13 protein-coding genes, 2 tRNA genes and 2 pseudogenes are annotated in these 20,932 nt (G+C 48.6%); 9 read left to right on the forward strand and 8 right to left on the reverse strand.

All coding sequences use genetic code 11. The annotated features are described in order from the left end of the window. Positions 1 to 109 precede the first annotated feature (109 nt). Positions 110 to 1,694: pseudogene (locus AC5RDV_RS01440) on the forward strand (ABC-F family ATP-binding cassette domain-containing protein); the annotation flags it as partial. A gap of 101 nt (positions 1,695 to 1,795) precedes the next feature. Then, positions 1,796 to 2,014, forward strand: a pseudogene (locus AC5RDV_RS01445) (ABC transporter C-terminal domain-containing protein); the annotation flags it as partial. A 27-nt stretch (positions 2,015 to 2,041) separates the two neighbouring features. Here the strand turns inward: AC5RDV_RS01445 and AC5RDV_RS01450 are convergent. Beyond that, on the reverse strand, positions 2,042 to 4,255 hold the full coding sequence (locus AC5RDV_RS01450) for a RelA/SpoT family protein (RefSeq protein ID WP_008625157.1): 2,214 nt from the start codon (positions 4,253 to 4,255) through the stop codon (positions 2,042 to 2,044). 113 nt (positions 4,256 to 4,368) lie between these two features. Here AC5RDV_RS01450 and AC5RDV_RS01455 point away from each other — a divergent pair, with 113 nt between their 5' ends. From AC5RDV_RS01455 to AC5RDV_RS01485, 7 genes are all read left to right on the forward strand, one after another. Next, a complete protein-coding gene (locus AC5RDV_RS01455; protein ID WP_172604630.1) occupies positions 4,369 to 5,883 on the forward strand; it encodes a DUF4301 family protein in 1,515 nt (504 codons plus the stop codon). 39 nt (positions 5,884 to 5,922) lie between these two features. Then, a complete protein-coding gene (gene purT / locus AC5RDV_RS01460) occupies positions 5,923 to 7,092 on the forward strand; it encodes a formate-dependent phosphoribosylglycinamide formyltransferase (RefSeq protein ID WP_282747626.1) in 1,170 nt (389 codons plus the stop codon). Positions 7,093 to 7,159: 67 nt separating this feature from the next. Further along, a tRNA-Gly gene (locus tag AC5RDV_RS01465) sits at positions 7,160 to 7,232 on the forward strand. A 21-nt stretch (positions 7,233 to 7,253) separates the two neighbouring features. Next, entirely contained in the window at positions 7,254 to 8,663 is a 1,410-nt protein-coding gene (gene nhaD / locus AC5RDV_RS01470; protein ID WP_008625153.1) for a sodium:proton antiporter NhaD, read from the forward strand. Positions 8,664 to 8,681: 18 nt separating this feature from the next. Continuing rightward, positions 8,682 to 9,089: a hypothetical protein gene (locus AC5RDV_RS01475; protein ID WP_008625152.1), complete on the forward strand. Its 408-nt coding sequence runs from the start codon at positions 8,682 to 8,684 to the stop codon at positions 9,087 to 9,089. 18 nt (positions 9,090 to 9,107) lie between these two features. Next, on the forward strand, positions 9,108 to 10,676 hold the full coding sequence (locus tag AC5RDV_RS01480; RefSeq protein ID WP_276787644.1) for an AAA family ATPase: 1,569 nt from the start codon (positions 9,108 to 9,110) through the stop codon (positions 10,674 to 10,676). Further along, positions 10,651 to 12,060, forward strand: coding sequence for a VWA domain-containing protein (locus AC5RDV_RS01485; RefSeq protein WP_276787645.1), 1,410 nt, complete (start codon positions 10,651 to 10,653; stop codon positions 12,058 to 12,060). Before AC5RDV_RS01480 ends, AC5RDV_RS01485 begins: the two co-directional genes overlap by 26 nt. A gap of 263 nt (positions 12,061 to 12,323) precedes the next feature. Here AC5RDV_RS01485 and AC5RDV_RS01490 read toward each other — a convergent pair whose 3' ends face one another. The 7 genes from AC5RDV_RS01490 to AC5RDV_RS01520 all read right to left on the reverse strand — a co-directional run bounded on the left by AC5RDV_RS01490 (position 12,324) and on the right by AC5RDV_RS01520 (position 20,929). Beyond that, entirely contained in the window at positions 12,324 to 13,094 is a 771-nt protein-coding gene (locus tag AC5RDV_RS01490) for a GIN domain-containing protein (protein ID WP_008625134.1), read from the reverse strand. 17 nt (positions 13,095 to 13,111) lie between these two features. Continuing rightward, a complete protein-coding gene (locus AC5RDV_RS01495; RefSeq protein ID WP_008625131.1) occupies positions 13,112 to 13,498 on the reverse strand; it encodes a DUF5024 domain-containing protein in 387 nt (128 codons plus the stop codon). Between the two features lie 21 nt (positions 13,499 to 13,519). Beyond that, positions 13,520 to 14,107 carry a PG0215 family putative anti-sigma factor gene (locus AC5RDV_RS01500; protein ID WP_008625129.1) on the reverse strand — a complete coding sequence of 196 codons (588 nt, stop codon included), beginning with the start codon at positions 14,105 to 14,107 and terminating at the stop codon, positions 13,520 to 13,522. After that, the gene (locus tag AC5RDV_RS01505; RefSeq protein WP_008625127.1) at positions 14,100 to 14,582 is read right to left on the reverse strand and encodes a GFO_1088 family ECF-type sigma factor; all 483 of its coding nucleotides are present in this window, start codon (positions 14,580 to 14,582) and stop codon (positions 14,100 to 14,102) included. The genes AC5RDV_RS01500 and AC5RDV_RS01505 overlap by 8 nt, the downstream gene beginning before the upstream one ends. Before the next feature lie 122 nt (positions 14,583 to 14,704). Then, positions 14,705 to 14,779, reverse strand: a tRNA-Arg gene (locus tag AC5RDV_RS01510). A gap of 74 nt (positions 14,780 to 14,853) precedes the next feature. Next, complete coding sequence (locus tag AC5RDV_RS01515) at positions 14,854 to 17,667, reverse strand: PD-(D/E)XK nuclease family protein (RefSeq protein ID WP_282747627.1); 2,814 nt, start codon at positions 17,665 to 17,667, stop codon at positions 14,854 to 14,856. Between the two features lie 13 nt (positions 17,668 to 17,680). Beyond that, entirely contained in the window at positions 17,681 to 20,929 is a 3,249-nt protein-coding gene (locus AC5RDV_RS01520) for a UvrD-helicase domain-containing protein (RefSeq protein ID WP_282747628.1), read from the reverse strand. Between the last annotated feature and the right edge of the window lie 3 nt (positions 20,930 to 20,932).

Below are 20,932 nucleotides of genomic sequence, written 5' to 3' on the forward strand. Positions count from 1 at the left end.
TCTTCCCCGTTTTTTTTCACTGAAAACAGAAAGTTTTCCACTTTAAAGTTTCTTTTTGTGGGTTTCATAATTAATCGTTATATTCGCGGGCAATTTATATGGATGGAATATGGCTTTAGTGAATCCTTATTTACAGGTGGACGGTTTGACCAAGCGTATTGGCGACCGTGTGTTGTTCGAACATATTTTTTTCGGCATTGCCGAAGGGCAACGGGTAGGCTTGATTGCTAAGAACGGAACTGGTAAGTCGACTTTATTAAATATAATAGGAGGAAAAGACGGATATGACGAAGGAAGTGTGGTGTTTCGCCGCGACTTGAATGTGGGCTATCTAGAACAAGGTCCTTCTTATCCGCCCGATTTGACGGTCATCGAGGCTTGTTTTAGCCATGGCAATGCCGTGACCAATTTGATACGGGAATATGAAAATTGTATGAACACGCCTGGGAACCCTCGCTTGGAAGAGATTCTCGACCGAATGGAGAAGGAAAAAGCCTGGGATTACGAGAACCGGGCGAAGCAAATCCTGTCGCAGTTGAAAATCCATTCTTTCAATCAAAAGATTTCCACACTGTCGGGCGGGCAACTTAAACGGGTGGCCTTGGCTAATGTATTGATTACCGAACCGGATTTGCTGATTCTGGATGAGCCGACCAATCATCTCGATTTGGAAATGATAGAATGGCTTGAAGGTTATCTGAAACGTTCTAAGTTGAGCCTGCTGATGGTGACGCACGACCGTTATTTCCTGGATCGGGTCTGCTCCGTCATATTGGAACTGGACGACCATACCATGTATACTTACAAAGGGAACTATAGCTATTATTTGCAGAAACGGCAGGAACGTATCGACGCATCGAATGCCGAGGTGGCGCGTGCCAACAACCTTTATCGTACGGAATTGGACTGGATGCGCCGCATGCCTTGTGCCCGAGGGCATAAGGCGCGTTATCGCAAGGAAGCGTTTTACGAACTGGAGAAAGTGGCTAAACGTAAAACGACGGAACAGAGTGTGGCATTGGAGGTGAAATCGTCTTATATCGGCAGTAAAATCTTCGAAGCCGACTATATCAGCAAAAGTTACGGAGCGGACAAAGTCATCCTGAAAGATTTCTTTTATACTTTCTCGCGGTATGAGAAAATGGGCATCGTGGGGAATAACGGTACCGGCAAGTCTACCTTTATCAAGATTCTGTTAGGTTTGGTGAAGCCGGACTGCGGGCGGGTCGTCGTGGGCGAGACGGTGAAGTTCGGGTATTATTCACAAGACGGGATAGCTTTCGACGAACAAATGAAAGTCATCGATGCGGTGAGGAGCATTGCCGAATATATCGACCTTGGGGGAGGACGACATCTGTCGGCCATGCAATTTTTGCAGCATTTCATGTTTTCGCCCAAAGACCAACAAAACTATGTGTATAAGTTGAGCGGAGGAGAACGTCGTCGCCTGTATCTTTGCACCGTATTGATGCGGAATCCGAATTTTCTGGTGTTGGACGAGCCTACCAACGATTTGGACATTGTCACGTTGCAGGTATTGGAGGAATATTTGCGGAATTTCAAAGGTTGTGTGATTGTGGTGAGCCACGACCGTTATTTTATGGACAAGGTGGTGGACCATCTTTTGGTATTTCAGGGGCAGGGCGATGTGCGTGACTTCCCTGGCAATTACACGCAATATCGGGAATGGCAAGGAGAAAAACAAAAGTTTGAACGCGAACAACAAAAAGACCTGCTTTCAAAAACAAAAGAGCCGCCGGTGCAAAAAGCTTCCCGAACAGGACAGAGGGAACAAAGGCGTAAAATGACGTTTAAAGAACGTCGGGAGATGGAGATGTTGGAGCAAGATATCGCGGCACTCGAATCGGAGAAGAAAAATATAGAGGAAGCCTTGTGTAGCGGGATGCTGTCTGTGGAAGAATTGACGGATAAATCCAAACGACTGCCTCTTCTCAACGACGAATTGGACGAAAAGTCCATGCGTTGGTTGGAATTAAGTGAGATTGAAGGGTAAGAATAAGGTGCGAAACAAGTGTCCGCTTTAGTTGCGGGACACTTGTTTCACGCCTTTTATGGTTTTCAATTTCTTTTCTAAAAGTTGTAGTTTGCTTGTATCGTCAAGCATGACGGTCAGTGTGCCGGAGAACAAGCCGTCATGGGAGTCGATGCTGATACTCCGTAATGAAATCTTTTCCTCTTTGCTGATGATGGACGTGATGTTGTTCACGATGCCTAAATCATCGTTCCCGATGACTTTGAGCGTGATAGGGTATTGGCTGCCTCGCTTGCCGGCCCATCGTGCCTTGACGATACGGTAGCCGAACCGCTTGCGGAGTTCTTGTGCGTTAGGGCAATCTTGGCGGTGTATTTTAATGCCGCCGTTCACTGTGACGAAGCCGAACACATCGTCCCCGTATATCGGTTGGCAACATTTGGCCAAAGAGAAATCCAGTCCCTTTAAGTTTTGGTCTATGACCAAAACATCGTCGTTTGTTTTAGCTTTGAGTTCGGCTTCCGACGGGATATTATAGCTTTCTGCACTGGGAGCCGGAGTGTGTTCTGCCAGTCCGGCTTCTATTTTTTGTTGTTCAGTGTATAAGTCGAGCACTTCGTTGATGTCCGTCGTTTCATTGGCCAGGCTTTTATAAAAGTCCGTTACGACTTTAAACCCGAGTTTTTTGATGACGTGCATCATGGTCGGCTCATCGTATTCTATTTTTCGGTTTTTGAATTTGCGTTCCAGTAATTCTTTGGCAAAGGCTCCTTGCTTGGCTTGCATTTCTTTGAGGGCCTGACGGATTTTGGCCCGTGCCTTTCCGGTTACGACGAAATTCAGCCAGTCTTGTTTGGGCGACTGGTTGTTGGCGGTCAGGATTTCCACTTGGTCGCCGCTGTTTAGCTTTTGACGGAGTGGGGCATTTTTTTCGTTGATTTTGGCACCGATACAATGGTCGCCCACATTGGTGTGGATGGCGTAGGCGAAATCCAGAACAGTGGCACCTTTGGGAAACTTGAACAGGTCCCCCTTCGGGGTGAACACGAAGACTTCGTCTTCATAGAGGTCCATTTTGAACTGGTCCATGAGTTGGAGGTCGTCGTTATTCTCCAATGCGCTGCGTATGTTGTTGAGCCATTCGTCAACTCCGCTTTCTCCGCTTTTAATGCCTTTGTATCTCCAATGTGCGGCCAATCCTCGTTCTGCTATTTCGTCCATCCGTTCGGTTCGGATTTGCACTTCCACCCATTTGTTTTCCGGTCCGAGGACTGTGATATGCAAACTTTCGTAGCCATTGCTTTTGGGAATGGACAACCAATCCCTCAACCGTTTAGGATTGGGCTGATACATGTCCGTTATGATGGAATAGACCTGCCAACACTCCATTTTTTCTTTTTCGAGGGCAGAATCCAGAATGATGCGGATGGCAAACAAGTCGTATATGCCTTCCACTCCGCAATGCTGCTTCTTCATCTTCTGCCAGATGGAATGTATGCTTTTGGTGCGCCCTTTCATGTGGAATCTTAGACCGGCCTTTTTCAGCTTTTCGTCGATTGGCCGGATGAACTTCTCTATATATTCGTCACGTGATTTTTTTGTGGCGTTCAGCTTTTCTTTTATTAAATAATAGGCATCGTGTTCTAAGTATTTCAGTGACAAATCTTCCAGTTCGCTTTTCAGGCGGTATAACCCCAATTTGTGAGCCAGAGGAGCGTACAGGTAAGCTGCCTCTTCCGACACCTTGCGTTGGGCTTCCTTGTTCTCCGTGTCTTTGATTTTGCGCATGATATTCACACGATTGGCTATCATGATGAGGACCACACGCATGTCTTCGGCAAAAGACAGCAATAAGCTTCTGAAGTTTTCGCTTTCTACGCTTGGATTTTTATCGTATAATTCCAAAATACGGTTCAGGCCCTTGATGATACCGGCCACATCTACCCCAAATTCTCTTTCCACGTCTTCCGTCGTGCAATAGCCGCAACGTACGCAGGTGTGCACCATGATGCCGAGGATGGCTCCGCGCGTCAGTCCGATTTCAGAGGCCACAATCAAGGCTGTTTCCATGTCGTTGAGGATGGGGTTCATGCCGAACACGTTCCTTTGGATAAGGTTACGGCGTACCGCTTCAAGCAAATAAGTCTTCAGCTTTTTGCAATCATCAGGATAAAGTATATTGCCGGAAAGTTTGAGAAGTTCCCTGTATAACTGTGCAAGTCGCACTTTTTCTTGTGCGGAGAAAAAAGCATTCTGTTCCATAATCCGCTATTTTTCTTCAAAGGTAGTACTTTTTTGCTGAAACGTTTACCTGTTTGCTTAAAAAAGCCTATATTTGAATGTTTTTTAGGGAAGGTTTAAAACGATTATATAATATGTTGACAGCAGAAGACAAGGCCTTATTGGCCGGAAAGGGGATTACCGAAGAGCAAATAGAGGCTCAATTGCAGATTTTTAAGAAAGGATTTCCATTTTTGAAGTTGAAAGCGGCCGCTTCGTTGGCTCATGGTATTTTGGCTCCTTCGACAGAAGAGTGCAAGCATTATGAGGAGGTATGGAAGGCTTATAAAGAAGAAGGAAAAGCAATAAGCAAGTTTGTTCCGGCTTCAGGTGCGGCCAGTCGTATGTTTAAGAATATGTTCGAATTTCTGGATGCGGAATATGATGTGCCGACCACAGATTTCGAAAAAAACTTTTTTGCGGCGATTCGTGATTTTGCATTCTATGATGAATTGGATGCAGCCTGCATGAAAAATGAAGGTTGCGGGATTGACGGTTTGGTGGCATCCGGCCAATATAAAAAGGTTGTGGCTAACATGCTTCGTCCGGAAGGATTGAATTACGGTCAGTTGCCTAAAGGATTGCTTAAGTTCCACCGGTATGAGAACGGTTCGCGTACTCCGTTGGAAGAACATCTGGTAGAAGCGGCTTTGTATGCTGCCAGCAAGGGAAAAGCTGAAGTTCATTTTACGGTGAGTGCAGAGCACAAAGTTTTGTTCAAGGCATTGGTGGAGGAGAAGCTCCCGATATATGAAAAAACATACGGGGTGACGTTTCATGTCACATTTTCCGAACAGAAGCCGGCGACGGATACTTTAGCTGCCACGATGGACAATGAACCGTTCCGTGTGGACGGCACACTTTTGTTCCGTCCAGGCGGACATGGGGCGCTTATCGAGAATTTGAATGATTTGCAGGCCGATGTCGTTTTCGTGAAGAATATAGATAATGTGGTGCCGGATCGTTTGAAAGGGGATACGGTTACTTACAAGCAGGTGTTGGCCGGTATTCTGGTAGAATTGCAACAGAAAGCTTTTGCTTATTTGCGTAAGTTGGACAGTGGGGACTATAGCCATGCGGATATAGAGGAAATCATCCGGTTCGTTCAGCAGACGCTCTTCTGCCGTCGTGAGGATGTGAAAGAACTGGAAGATGCGGAGCTTGTGATTTATTTGCGTAAAAAATTGAACCGTCCGATGCGCGTTTGTGGCGTGGTGAAAAATGTGGGAGAGCCTGGCGGCGGTCCTTTCTTGGCTTACAATAGCGACGGGACGGTTTCGTTGCAAATTCTCGAAAGCAGTCAGATTGATACCCGGAATCCAGAATATGTGGCCATGTTCAAGAACGGGACGCATTTCAATCCCGTAGATTTGGTTTGTGCAGTAAAGGATTATAAAGGAAACAAGTTTAACTTGCCTGATTATGTGGACCGCAATACAGGATTCATCTCTTATAAAAGCAAAAACGGGAAAGAACTCAAGGCTTTGGAGTTGCCTGGTTTGTGGAACGGTGCTATGAGTGATTGGAATACGGTGTTTGTGGAAGTGCCGCTGAGTACGTTCAATCCGGTGAAAACGGTGAACGACCTTCTGCGTGAGCAACACCAATAACGGGGATATGATTGTCTGTGCATAAATTAAGATATTCTTATGACGAAAAAAATTTTATTATTAGGCTCTGGAGAATTAGGAAAAGAGTTTGTCATTGCGTGCCAACGCAAGGGGCAGTATGTGATTGCTTGCGATTCGTATGCACATGCACCGGCTATGCAGGTGGCCGACGAGTGCGAGGTCTTCCACATGCTCGATGGGGATGCGTTGATGGCCGTAGTGGAAAAGCATAAACCGGACATTATCGTCCCCGAAATAGAAGCCATCCGTACGGAGAAGTTGTATGATTGCGAAAAGATGGGTATTCAGGTCGTACCGAGTGCCCGTGCTGTGAATTTCACCATGAACCGAAAGGAAATCCGAGAACTGGCTCATACGGAACTTGGATTGAAAACGGCGGATTATCGTTATGCCAAAACTTATGATGAGTTGAAGGCTGCGGCCGATGTGATAGGATTCCCCTGTATCATCAAGCCTTTGATGAGTTCTTCCGGACACGGGCAGAGCAAGGTGGACAGTCCCGCGGATTTGGCACACGCCTGGGAGTATGCATGCGCGGGGGCACGTGGTGATGTGAAAGAAGTCATCGTAGAGCAGTTTATTCCTTTCGACAGTGAGATTACGCTGTTGACGGTGACCCAGCAGAACGGGCCTACTTTGTTCTGTCAGCCTATCGGTCACGTACAGAAAGGAGGAGATTACCGTGAAAGTTTCCAACCGGCTGCTATTTCTCCCGAAATGCTGAAAGATGCGCAGGATATGGCGGAGAAAATCACGCGTGCCCTGACCGGAGCCGGGATTTGGGGAGTAGAATTCTTCCTGAGCCATAAAGAAGGTGTGATATTCTCCGAGTTGAGTCCTCGTCCGCACGATACGGGGATGGTGACTTTGGCGGGCACACAAAATCTTTCGGAATTCGAATTGCATTGCCGTGCGGTTTTAGGCTTGCCGATACCGGAAATCACACAGGAACGCATGGGAGCCAGTGCGGTCATCCTCTCGGAAGTGGAAAGCCATGGAACACCGAAGTATTCCGGCGAGGAGGAGGTCTGTGCGGCAACGAACACTTATCTGCGTATTTTCGGGAAGCCCGAAGCGCATGTAGGGCGCCGTATGGGAGTGGTGGTTTGTTGGGATAAGTTGGATGCCGATCAGGAATCATTAAGGAATAAATGCAAAGCCTTGGCGAGAAAAGTTAAAGTATATTAATGTATAAATAAGAAATCCGGATACGGAGTGTTTTTTTCAAGAAAAGATATACCTTTGTATCCGATTTGCGACAATAGCTCAGTTGGTAGAGCATTGGCTTCCCAAGCCGAGGGTCGCGGGTTCGAGTCCCGTTTGTCGCTCTCTTTTATCAGTTATCTTCCATGACCGTAATAATTGCCATTGTTTTGCTCTTGGGATATTGTGCTATTGCAACTGAGCATATCACCAATATCAATAAAGCCGCTGTGGCAATGTTTCTCGGAGTTATTGTTTGGACACTCTACATGGTGGCGGGTAAACAGTATGTAGAAATGATGTACGCTGAGGAATATGCTGATTTCTTAGGTGGAAATGCTTCTAATGTCACTTCTCTTAAGAATTTTATTGCCAATTATATTTTTATCGGCCACGTAGCGGATATTTGTCAGATTGTGCTTTATCTTTTGGCTACGATGTCCATTGTCGATTTGTTGAATACGAACGGTTGTTTCGATTTCATCAGCGAGTGGATTACGACCCGTAATAGCAAGCGTCTTTTGTGGATGGTCGCTTTCATAACCTATGTCTTGTCGGCCAACCTCGACAATCTGACCACGGCTTTGATGATGTTTGCCATCGTGCGTCAGTTGTTGCCGGGGAGTCGTTTCCGCATGTATTATGGGGCGGTCATTGTAATTGCGGCCAATGCCGGAGGTTGCCTTACGGTAATCGGCGATGTGTCTACTTTGATGCTGTGGGTCAAGGGAGCGGTCACACCGTCCAGTTTTTCGGGTGCCATGTTCTTGCCGTCCATTGTAGCCGTGGCTATTCCCACTTATTTGATTTCCCGCAAGTTGCCGGAACAGATGGATATTAATACGCCTCGTATCCGCTATCGCGGGGATGATACGACCTTGACGCGTTGGCAGCGTATTCTGATGCTGTTCGTGGGGATTGGAGGGCTGTGGTTTATTCCAACGTTTCACAATCTGACCAAGTTGCCTCCTTTTGTCGGAGCGTTGTGTGTATTGGCACTTTTCAGTGTCGTAAACGAGTTGTGCAATCGGAGGTTGATCAAATCCGACCAACCTTTTTTCCGTCCTACGCCACGCTTCATGCAGGCAGAGAGTATCCAGACTATTTTATTTTTTATAGGCGTAAGCATGGCTATTTCCGCCATTCAAGAGACGGGGGCGCTCTATACGGTTGCCGTATGGTGCGACCAATATATTCATAATATCTACGTATACAGTTTGATATTAGGAGGAATTTCCGCCTTTTTGGATAACGTGGCACTTGTGCTGACTAGCATATCCATGTATGATGTGGTAGGGATGACGGAAAGCATTCCCGGTATGGATCCGGAATACTTTCGTTCGTTTGCGCTGAATGGTCAGTATTGGCAATTAGTCGCTTATAGCGGAGGAATCGGCGGCTGTTTGCTTTCCATCGGTTCTACTGCCGGATATGCGTTGATGAAAAGTGAGAACGTTTCCATTTGGTGGTATTTCCGCCACATATCCGGCAAGGTTATGGTGGGATGGCTTGCCGGCCTTGGGGTTTACTTCTTTATAGATTCGTTTATCAGATAAGAGATAGGACAAAATAATATGCAGATAAACAATACGTTATTTAAGAGGAAAATACTGTCTTTTACGTTGATACAAGTCGCTCTGTTAAGCTTTTTGCTGATTCTTTCCGTGGCGATGCGTCTTGTGCTTTATCCTCTCAGCTATCTTGAATCCTTGCCCCTTTATTTTATTGTGGGGTTCTTCTTTTTGTGGGAAATGCTGCAATTTTTTTTAGTTTCAAAGGAAGCTTTGGAAGATAGCCGGAATATATTACGGTATTATCGCCATGGAATCCTGTGGCGTGTCGGCATATCATTGCTTGCCGGAGGGGGTATTAGTTTTTTCTTGTCTGCACAACCCCTGTTTACAGCTTTGCTCTTTTTGATGTTTTTGATAGCAGAGTGTATTTTCGATATGATATTTTATCGCCGTTTTCTGAAAGAATAGAAAGAAAGAGCCGCCCGGATGATGGATAAGAAGCGTATTGTTCAGTTGTTGGAAGTTTTAGGGAAGGGGATTTTTGAGAAAGAACATGTACTTTCCCTGTCCCTTTTGGCGGCAGTTGCCGGCGAGAGTATTTTCCTGCTCGGTCCTCCCGGAACAGCAAAGAGCATGGTAGCCAGAAGACTGAAATCGGCTTTCCGGGAAGGCCGTTCTTTTGAATATCTGATGTCTCGTTTCAGTACGCCGGATGAGATATTCGGGCCGGTGTCCATTTCTGCCCTGAAGGACGAAGACAGGTATGTGAGAATGACCGAAGGGTATTTGCCCACGGCAGATGTGGTTTTCTTGGATGAGATATGGAAAGCCGGACCTAGCATTCAGAATGCTCTGCTTACGGTGTTGAATGAAAAAGTGTATCTGAATGGCAAAGAAGAAATGAGGCTTCCGCTGAAGTTGGTGGTCGCTGCCTCCAATGAACTTCCTGCCGAGGGGGAAAATCTGGATGCGTTATGGGACCGTTTCCTTGTCCGTTGTGTGGTGGGAGGCATTGCCGATAAAGAACTTTTTAATTTGATGATTTCTTCTACGGTTCAGTCAGAGGTAGAAGTGCCGGATGCCATACGCTTGTCTGCTGATGAGCTACACATGTGGGCTGAAGGGATAGATGCGGTGGAGATACCGGTTTTTGTATTTTCATTTGTCCATATATTCCGCAGGCTTCTGACGACTTACAATGTATCGGCAGAAGAAAAAGGAGAGTCCCTGTTTTATGTGTCCGACCGCCGTTGGAAGAAGATGGTACATCTGTGGCGGACTTCTGCCTTTTTGAACGGTTGTTCCGTCGTCCATTTGGCAGATTTGCTTCTGTTGCAGGCCTGTGTATGGGATACTCCGGCCCAGGAGACTGTTTTGGAGTGGCTCTTGACCGACGCTCTTGTGGCAGCCACTGAAGAACATGTCGGTGTCCCCCTGTTGTCAGATCGTTTGGCTGCCTTGAAAGAAGAGGGGCTAGATGTTTCGGAAATGCATGTGTCTTTTAAGGTGGTCAAGGCTTTTTTCTATCAAATACAATCCATGTATCCCGGGCGTACAGTGCTGATTTATACGAATGAATACGAAGCGTTAAGTCCGGACCAACCGATACCTTTTGTGTTGGTTGCCGACCGTCGCAAAACCGGAGCGCAAATACTGCGCAAGTATGAGAAAAGCCGCCATCCGGATGTTTTTCCAAAGGATCTGCTTCAAGTGGTTCGTACTACTACTGGTTTGCAGGTGAATGGACGGAAATATGAATTGCTTCGTGAGGTAGGGGAGGGTGGTGAAAACGCAGTGCCCCAGACTGAAGTTTCTTCCCGGAAGACTTTTTCATCAGCGATGGCTGAACGTATCGTGGCCGAATTGGGCGAGGTGTCAGCCCGTCTGGAACAATGGCAAAAGGAAGAAGCAGAATATGTACAGACACATTTGTTTTTACAAGACAGGCAAAGGGATATATTGAAAAACGCTTTACGTCGTGTACGTTCCGACATAACCTCTTTGGAAATCGAAAGTCAGGAATTGAGTCATGCAACCGGCAGGAAATTATCATGAGGGGCATGAGCGCGTGCGCCAGTTGTCCGCTCTTTTTTTGAGGCGTTTGCATGAAATAGCTAGTGAGGTTTATGCAGAGGTCTTGTCATCTGGTGTCATCCGTCCCGAAGAGATGGAGGAAGAAATACAGCGTTATTTTGCAAAAAAAAAATCAGGTTTGCAAGACGTATATTCCTATTATGGGGAACAGTGGGATTATTATTATCAGGTCGTTGTGGCTTCGGATGCCGACTTTTTGCCCATGTTGCAACAGGCTCGTTCCGTTTTTGCCCGTTTATATGTTCCGGCCGAATTGGATGCACTCTATTATATGGAACAGTTGGTGCGTTATCCTCGTACAGATAGCCGTTGGCTGACTCTCCGCCAACATTTCATGAAGAAATGGAGGAACCTGTTGGAAGGGCGGGAGCGTACGTATCAGAAGCAGCACATAGAACGGCTCTGTGAAGATTATTACCGTATGGTATCGGCCAATGTCGGTATGTTGCAGAATGTGGGAGGAAAGGGGGAAGGTCCTTCGCCACGATTGGCCTGGCTTCAGTTGACGCAGTCTCCGGAACTTCGTGTGAAGCTCAAACAACTTTCGCAAATAATCCGTAAAAGCCAGTTGATTAAGGAACTGAATCATGTTTTAGGGCGTAAGAAAGCAGATGAACAGCGTCTGTATCAGGCCATGATCGGAAGGACTCCGGTTACTTTATTACGTTCTGCTACGCATTCCGACATTGTGGGCATTACGGAAGGGAACAATCTGAATGCCCTGCTCCCGATGGAATATTGTTTCTTGTCGGATGCCGCTTTGGAACCGGTTTTCTACCGCCGTTATACCGAAAAGAAACTGGCGGTTTTCGATGCCATGTCCCGACAAATGGAATATGCCGAGGCTTCTTCACACAGCGGACGTGACTTGCAGAAACGGGCCAAACATGGCCCTTTTGTGGTTTGTGTGGATACGTCCGCTTCGATGAAAGGGGAACGTGAGTTGTTGTCCAAAGCGGTCGTGTTGAGTTTGGCCTTGATAGCTGACAAATTGCGTCGCCCCTGTCGCGTGATACTCTTTTCCGACCAAACGGAAGCCATTGAGTTGAATAACCTTTATTCCGACTTGGCTTTATTGGAGACCTTTCTGTGCAACTCCTTTCATGGAGGTTCCGATATGACTTGTGCGATGAAAGAATCCGTAGAAGTTTTGATGCGTGAAGACTTTTACTATGCCGATTTGCTTTGGCTTTCGGATTTTGAGATGGATCCGCTTACTCCGGTGTGGGTGCAATATGTAGAGGAACTGAAGCAACGGGGCATGCGCCTCTATGCCGTGTCTTTCGGTCATCGGTCAGAGGCATCTTACCTCAGGTTGGCCGACCGTATTTGGGCCGCCGATTGACTAACACCTTTTGTGAGTATTTCTAAATACTGCGAGATTTTCATATTTGCGGGCAATCCCACGAATGGATGTTTTTGAACGATTCTCGTGGCGTTTTGATTTTTCACAATGAAAGCATTAACTTGATTCTGTATGACAAATATAAAAGAAATGCATGTGGGTTTTAGTCTTGTTGAAACTAAAATCACATGCTTTTCAATTCTAATGTCATTTTCTAAATCTTCAGGTTTGATGCTGAAATAGAAGAAAACCGGTTTCGAGGATCAGAATTTGTTTAATTCAGTGGCATCTATTTTGTTTACTCCGTCCGAGTTTATTTCTGTTTGGTCTGCTGTTCCAGATAGGATAAGTTTGCCCACTCCGCTGTTGCGGGCTTTCAACGAAGTACATTCCATAGTAATATGAATGGTTCCTACCCCGGAGTTCTGAATATCAACCTTTTTACCTTTAAAATCCACTGTTTGATTGCTTACGCCGCTGCTTTGCAGATGCAAGTTGTCCGCATAGATACGGAGTGTGGATTTGTCTACTCCGCTGCAATCGAAGCGTGCCGTTTGTGCATGGATCGTGGCATGGCTTTTGTTCACTCCCGGGGTGGAAGAAACGAAAGATTTACAAGTCAGGTTTTCGCATTCAAAACGTGATACTCCCTTGACGTTCAGGCTAAAGTCTTCCACATCCATTTCTTTGGCATGGAAATCTGCCACACCGGGTATTTGCAAATCATTGATTTCTGGTGCTGTGACGTAGAGTTGCAGTCTTTCTTTGCCTTTGATTTTTTCCTTGTTACCTTTCTTTTGGGTAATGACGAGGGTATTGCCTCTTTTATTGATACTTACCATGTTCATGATTTTTTCCGAAGCTTGGGCTTCTACGGAGTAGGATTTGCCTTGCGTGTAGTAAATATCCGCAACGAATTCACAGCGGATGGCGTTGAAGCCCTCTATCCGGAATGTCTTTTTCACCGTTTGATTCCGTGCGCTTGCGGTGAGAACTGTGGCGATAACGAGCAAAATAGTCATTAACTTTTTCATCTTTAATGTGTCTTATGTTATTTGTTAGGTTTTACGATAATGGTTACTTCTATGCCGATTTTGCTTTTTGGGTCATATTTAAGCATATAAATCCTGACGTTGTCCTTGCTTTCCGTCGTGAGTACAAGGGTGGTCTTATCCTTTGAATGGGTCAGTTTGCTGTTTGCGTGTCGGGATTCATTTTCAAAGGCAGCTATGAATGGCGAGGCATTCATGTGTTTGGATTTCAACATCTTCACCACTTTGATGACCTTTTGAGATGCAGGTTCCCGTTCTATGGCCGAAGTAAAGACAGATTCCCCCGTGGTAGAATGTTTCTCTACCAGGCGGTCGATACTGTTTTGGGACTGTCCTGCCAAGCTGAATCCTGTCATGAACAGTAATGTGAACAATAGTTTCTTCATCTCTTTTCCTTTCAATTTGTTTTATTCCATTAATTTGCGGATGCGTTCGCGTTCCGCTTCATCGTCTATGCCGTCCAGTACGTCCTGTTCTGCCTTTTGTATGACGGTTTTGGTTGATAGCATATCTTTCATTTCGTCAGCTTCCGAGAGGACTTGTTCGATGTCTGTATGTATTCGCGTCAATTTATTGATTTTTGTTCCATTTACAATCATGTAGCTTCCGCCATATAACTTTGCCAACCGGACTTCCTCTTGTCTGTTGAGACTCAGGCTTATGCCGATGGTGGCAATTAAGACGGCTGCTGCTCCGCTAATGAATGGCCATAAAACTCTATTCCTTGTTTTTCCTTTTACCGTAGTGGGGCGGTGAGTGTTCGTTTGCAAGGTCACTTGTACCGGATGGACGGTGTACGGACACAGGCTTTTCTCTTCTTCGGTCATTATGATGGCCGAAAAGTCCCGGAACATCTCCCTATGTTCTTCCATTTCTTCGGGAATGTCCTCCTTGAGATAGAGTACATAGAGTTCGCGCTCTTCTTCCACGGTGGTCTCTCCTTCGAAGAAACGGTCGGTAAGTTCCTTGATTCTGTTGTTTTCGCTTTCAGTCATCGTTTTTCCTCCTTGAATATTGTTTCTTTACGGCCAATCGTGCCCGGCTTAAGGCTTTCCGTACGGCCGTTTCCGTGCTTCCCGTTAGTTGGGCGATTTCAGCCATTTCCCTCCCCTCTATATGGCGAAGCCGGAGTACGGTTTGCTGCATGTCGGGTAACGTATGGACGATATTCATCATTCTTTCAATACGCTCTTCGTCACAGTCTTTTATGTCCGAGATGCCTGTTATCTGATTCTCGGGCAAGGATGTCAGGTGCTGTTGGCGTAAATGGTCGATACAGAGATTCCGGGTGATGGTCACAGCCAGAGCATCAAGCGGAATCGATAAATCTTCCCTCATCATCCAAATTTTCAAAAGGCAGTCTTGTACAATGTCCTCTCCCTCCTCATCGCTTCCGGTATACCTGCGAGCGATGAGGAGGAGCCGGGGACGTAGCCGTGCGGCCTCCTGTTTGTATGTATCTATATTCATCCTTTGTGACTTTCTATATATAATACGTGGGGAAAGGCGTTTTGTGACAGGTAAAAAGAATGTTTTTTGGAGAAGATTAAAATAAAAATGCAACCATCCGGTAGATGAATTGCATTTTCCTGTGATTCCGTTGGGACTCGAACCCAAGACCCACGCCTTAGAAGGGCGTTGCTCTAATCCAACTGAGCTACGGAACCGACCTTAAATCGGGTGCAAAGATAGAGGTTTATTTTCATTTCTGCAAGCCGGATGCGTGATTTTTTTAACTTTTCTATCGTCCGCAAAGCAGCTTATAGTCGCAGTAGGCACAAATTTTAGGTACGGAAGTCTGCCGAAAGGGAATTTCCGGATTGAACAGTTCCTCCAACACGCCTTGTAACATCTTTTGGAACTCCTCTTTGAAGCGGCTGAAATCCGTCACCCGTTCGCGGTTGAACACGATGGTAGGATCATAATCTTCAGCATTGGATTTGTGTACGAAGAACAGGGCCGGGGATACGGGACGCTTTTGTTCGCCTGTCATGACCCAGGCATACAGGAATATCTGGAAGATGTATGAGGGACGGTGCTCGGCGGGCTGTATCAGTTGTTCCATCGAAATGGCTTTTTCCGGTGTGCCGCCCGTTTTATAGTCCACGATACGTAGGGTTTCCACTTTCTGGCCCGTGGTTTCGTCCGGCATCCTGACCGTGTCCATGCGGTCTATTTTTCCTCCGATGTCGATGGACAGAGGGTGGCCGTCCGATATGATGTCCACACTTTGGTGGTGTTCCTGTTCCATTTCCTCCAATACGAATTGTTCCATGCGGCTGTCGTGGGCGAGCAGTTGGCGCAGGTAACTGGCCATGACCTTGCGTGCAACGAGCAGTTGCCCGTTGTAGAACACCGTGTCTTCACGTCCTTCAAAGAAGTTTTTCAGGAACGAGGCTTCTATATAAGGGAGTAAGGCTGTTTCTCCGCCCTCCAGTAACCGCTCGATGTCCTGACGACGGATGACGGGGTTGCGTTCGGTCAGTTTTCGGTAGACGAGTTCCGCCGCCTCGTGGAAGATGGTGCCGAACAGTGCGTTGTCCAAACCGTTCTGTGGGTCTTTGGGTTGCCGTATGCGTGCCACCTGTTGGTAATAAAATTTGAGCGGACAGTCGATGTAAGCGTTGAGTGCCGAAGGAGAGAGGGGGCGCGAACCGGGTTGGCCGCTGCCATAGTTACGGCGCAGGATGTTCATGACTTCCGGTGTCTTGGCTGCTTCCATGCCGTTGTCGGCCGGTACGGCCTGGCCGGATTGCAGGATTTTCAGTTCTACGGGAAAATCCGTTTCGGCCAACAGTTGGCGCAGGAAGCGCGACATTTCGTTTTTGTTCAGTCCGTCGGTAGCGATGTTGTACATGAATGTGATACGTTCCGTACGCTGCACAAGACGGTAAAAATAGAACGCGTATACGGCTATTTTATGTTGTATGGTGGTCAGTCCGAACACTTCCCGCAGGTGGTAGGGGATGAACGAAGTGTCGTTCACGGCTTTGGGCAACATTCCTTCGTTGACGGAGAGCATCAGGATATGCCTGAAATTCAGGTTACGCGTCTCCAATACGCCCATGACCTGCAAGCCTACAGCCGGTTCGCCGTGGAAGGGAATGGTGGTCGTGCCCAGCACGGTGCGCAGCAAGCGGCGCAGGGTGGAGGGCTGTACGTCGAGCGTACGGTCTTCCGTCAGGCGGATGAAGCGGCTAATGACCTGATGGGCACGATAGAGCGCTTCGTGGTACAACTGGCTGTACACGTCGCCCTTCCGGTCTTTTTGTTGTCCGAACGCTGCGGCCAAGCCTTCGAGCAAGGAACGGATATAGACCAATAAGGCGTGGTTTTCCGCATGCGGACAGAAGATTTCCTGTTCCTCCAACAAGGCGGCGTAGGGATGGCTGCGCACGATTTTTTCCTGTTCCGCTCGAAAACAGCGGCGGTCGCGGTCGTAACCATCGGTCTGCAAGGAGAGCAAAGCGTTGATGAAACTGTACACCGGCGTGTCGGTCATGGGGAATCCCATGGTGATGTTGGTGCGTTTCACGGGATGTGGCGATGTGGCATCGGGCAACGAATGGAGCACCGGTTGGAGCAAGGATTCGTTGCAAAGTACGATGGCCGTGTCCTGTTCCGGTTCCGTGAGGGCCGAGTCCAGCCATTGGGGAATATAGCGTGCCTGCGCATTCTCCGAAGTCGTGGCGATGAACTCGATGCGCGGCGGGTTCTTGAAGTTGTCGAAGCATGTTTCTTCCAAGGCGTTGGGGAACTCTTTCAGGTTCTGGCGGATGAAGGTCCCGGCCTCGAAACGGCTTTTCTCGCCGACGTACATCACGTCATAGTCCCAGTAAAAAAGGGCTTGTCCGCGTTCCTGCAAGTAACTGAACAGCCGTTTTTCCACATCGTTGAGCACGTTGAAGCCTACAAAGACATACGTCATGTCCGCAGGGATGCGGTCGGCGCGTTCGGCAAGATGCTTTGCCACGTCTTTATACAACGCCCCTTCGTACAGCATTCCTTTTTCTTTCAGCCGTGCGTTGAGCGTGGCATAGATGTCGTCCATCCGGTTCCACAGGGCGAGGAACTTCTCTTTCAGCCGGCTGTTGCCTTCGATGGAAAAGTCTTCGAAAAAATGTTTCAGAGCCTCTTCTTGGCGGGGTGTCAGGAAGTCGCTGTGGTCCAGTTCCTTGATGGATTGTATGTTGCTGAACAGTTTATGAGGGTCGGCCAGATGCTTGTCGATGTCGTCGAAGTCGGACAACATGATTTCGCCCCAACCGTAAAAGCGGTCGAGCGATTCCGGGTCGGGTACGAGCGCGGCATAGACGCGGTGGAGTTCGCACACCGCGAGGATGTCGTCGCAACGGGTGAAGTCCGACAAGGAATCGAACAGTTCGCTGATGGTACGGTAACGCGGTGCCCATACCGGCCGTCCGGACACGGCGGCCAGTTGCTGGTTCATGAAAAGTCCGGCGCGTTTGTTGGGAAATACCACTGTAACGTCGCGCAGGTTGGTGCCGAAACGGTGTATGAGGTCTTGGGCGATAAGTCGGATGAATGTTTCCATAAAAACAGGCGGATTAGACTTGAACTTCTTCAAGCCGGTTGTTAAGAATGTACCACAGGTAACCTTTCACGCGGCGGTCCGGTTCCATCAGGCGGAGCTGCTTCATATAGCCTCCCACCTGGTCGCGGTATTCGTCGTGCGGACGGCCGAATTTGAAGTCCACCACAGTGATTTCGTCTTTGCCGAACATGACCCGGTCGGGGCGGTAAGTGCCGTATTTTCCCGTTTCTTCATAGTATTCCTGCGTCAGGATGGGGCACTCATTGTAAAGCTGCATTGTGCCGTCGAACCAACGGGTCACTTCGGGCAAGGCAAATGCTTTTTCCACCTGCTGCTTGAGCGCATCCATTTCGAGTTGTGTACCGATCAGGCCTTCGGTTTCCAAAGTGCGGAGTGCCTTTTCCACGTCGTCGCGGGTATAAATCGTAGAGAATATTTTGTGCATGAGGATACCCATGCGCCTTTTGTCGTTGCGGGAATGCCGGGGCTTGTCCGTATTCGAAAAAGCGTCTAAGAATTCTTCTGCGCGGTTGGATTGGCAGAAGTCGATACGGGCTTCGTAGGAGTGCATGACGACCGGTACCGGACGGTAATCGGTTTCCATGCGGTTGTCGGAGGTTTTGCGGCCGGAAGAATAGGACGTGACCGGTTTGCCATAAGTAAAGAGCGATGTTTCTCCGTTTTCCCCGTCCGTCTCTTCAACGCCGTCCAACGCGCGCGGCAAGGCGTGGTAAAGCAGGTCGCCCGTCGTGCTGCGTTCATCCATGGTGTAGCGCGTACGGCACCAGGCCAACAGATTCTTCTCCGCACGGGTGAAGGTCACGTAGAGCGTGTTGAGTGCGTCTACCCGGCGTTGCAGGTGCTCCTCTTCATACTCCCGACAGAATACGGAGTCGCGCATGGCGCCCTCGATGGTGATGGGGATGACCGGCAGGCTGTCGTAGGGCGGTTCGTGCGTTTCGCACCACAGCAGGTCGTTACGGCGGTTGAAGCCTCGTGTGTCTTGTTCGATGTTCCAATCGCAATAAGGGACGAATACCGTGTGGAACTGCAATCCCTTGGACTGGTGTACGGTGAAAATCCGGATGCCGTCCACTTCACCGGACGGAATGGAAACTTCGGAGAGCGTCTCGTCCCAATAGGTCAGGAAAGAACGGAGGTCGGAAGGGTTGTCTTGCAGGTAAGCGGTCACCTGGTCGAAATAAGCGAACAGGTAGGCGTCTTCGTCGGGGATACGTCCCAGGTCGAATATTTTATAGAGCTCCTCCTGAAGTTCATAGAGCGGAAGGGTCTGCAATGCTTCCCTACGGTTCAGATAAGCTTCGGGCAGATAAGTCTCGAGGGATTGGGAAGCCAACAGGTCGACGTCGGCTTCTGTCTGTTTCCCGCTGTGCAGGGCCAAAAAGGCCAATGACACGCGGTCTTCCGTGTCCACCATGTAACGCATGGCGGCGATGAGCAGGTTCACGCCCAATGAACTGGACAAGAGGAATGCCTCGTCCGATACCAGTTTGACCCGGTCGCCGAAGCGTTCGGCAAAATGACGGATGATGGGGTCGGCATGCCGACGGTAACGCAGCAGGATGGCCATCTTCCCGTAAGGCAGTCCGGCTTCGTGCAGGGTACGGACCTGTTCGCAAAGTTCATCCAACATCAGGGTTTCCCAGTCGTCTTCTTTGTCTTTTTCATCAAAGAAGCGGATTTGCACGTATCCGTCGTTTCCTTTGTCCAGACGGCATTGTTGGGCCACGTCTCCGTAAGCCTCCGCCATTCGGATGGGAGCGTCCGGCGTGAGCCGATCCAGTTCTTCGGCGGCAGCCGTGAACAAGGCGTTGTTGAACGCGATGATGCGGCGTTCGCTCCGGTAGTTGATGGCAAGGTTCCTTATGTCGGGGCGGTGCACGGCCATTTCTTTCTCTATGTTTTTCAGGATGGTCCAGTCTCCGTTCCGCCAACGGTAAATACTTTGTTTCACGTCGCCCACAATCAGGTTGCCGAAGCCGGAGGACATGCTCTCCAACAGCAGGATTTTAAAGTTCTTCCACTGCATGGTGGAAGTGTCTTGGAACTCGTCTATCATCACATGATGGAAAAACGCGCCCATTTTTTCGAAAATGAACGGAGCGTCGTTTTCTTCTATCAGTTCGTGGAGCAGGATGGGGGTCTTGGCCAACAGGAAACGGTTGTTCTCGTGGTTCAAGGCCGTGACCTCCTCGTCGATGACGCCTAACAGCCGCAAAGGGTTGAGGTGTTTCAGTGCCAGCGACGCACTGGTGTGGCGTACGAGTTGTTCGGTTTGGAAGCCGCGCAGTTCTGCCAACAGTTTGCTGAAGTGGGCGGCGGCTTCAACCAAGTCCGCCACGGAGCGGTCGGCCTTGCGGAGCATTTTTTCCGCATCCTCAGTGTAGCCTTGGAGCGTGCTGCCGAACTCGGCCCTCATGTTGCCGTCTTCGATGCGCCGGAGATAGGTGTCTATCGTGCTGCCCCGGCTGAATTGGTCGAAGCCGAGTCCCCATGCTTCCATTTCGGCGCGGAAGTTGGCCGCCGCGCTCTGCACGATGTCCAAAGAGGCGTGCAGCTCGTAGTTGAGCGCGGTGCGGAGTTCGCCGATGCGTTTGTTCTCGCGCAGCACTTCGCGCATTTCGTGTTCCCGGGCCAAATAAGCTTCTTTGAAAATCCATGCGGCGAAGCTTTTCACCTCTCGGGCGATGTCCCACCGCTCGTTGTTCGAGATACGGTCGTTCACATATTCCAAAATCCAGTTCAGGACGGTGGGGGTAAGGTGAAGGCGTTCCATGATACGGTCTACAGCCGCATGGAGTACTTCCTTGTCGTTTAGGTCTACTTTGAGGTTGGCTGTGAGGCTTAGTTCGTGTGCTAAGTTTTTCAGGACCGACTGGAAGAAAGAGTCGATGGTTTCCACACGGAAACGGTTATAGTCGTGCAGGATATGGCAGAGGGCCGCGCCGGCACGGCTGCGGATTTCTTCCTCAGGCAACTCGATACTGTCCGCCCGGAGTTCTTTTTGGAGAGATTCCAGATAATTGGCGGAGGATGGAAGTCCTTTCCAAATGCCATAAAGTTGTTGGAGGATACGGTCTTTCATTTCGGCCGTAGCCTTATTGGTGAAAGTGACGGCTAAGATGTGGCTATAGGCATGGCGGCTTTCCTGTTCGATCAGCGTCTTGATGTACTGTATGGCCAGGGTGAACGTCTTGCCCGAGCCTGCCGATGCCTTGTAAACAGTCAGGCTGGATTTCATGTC

The organism is Paraprevotella sp. (genome assembly GCF_986071375.1).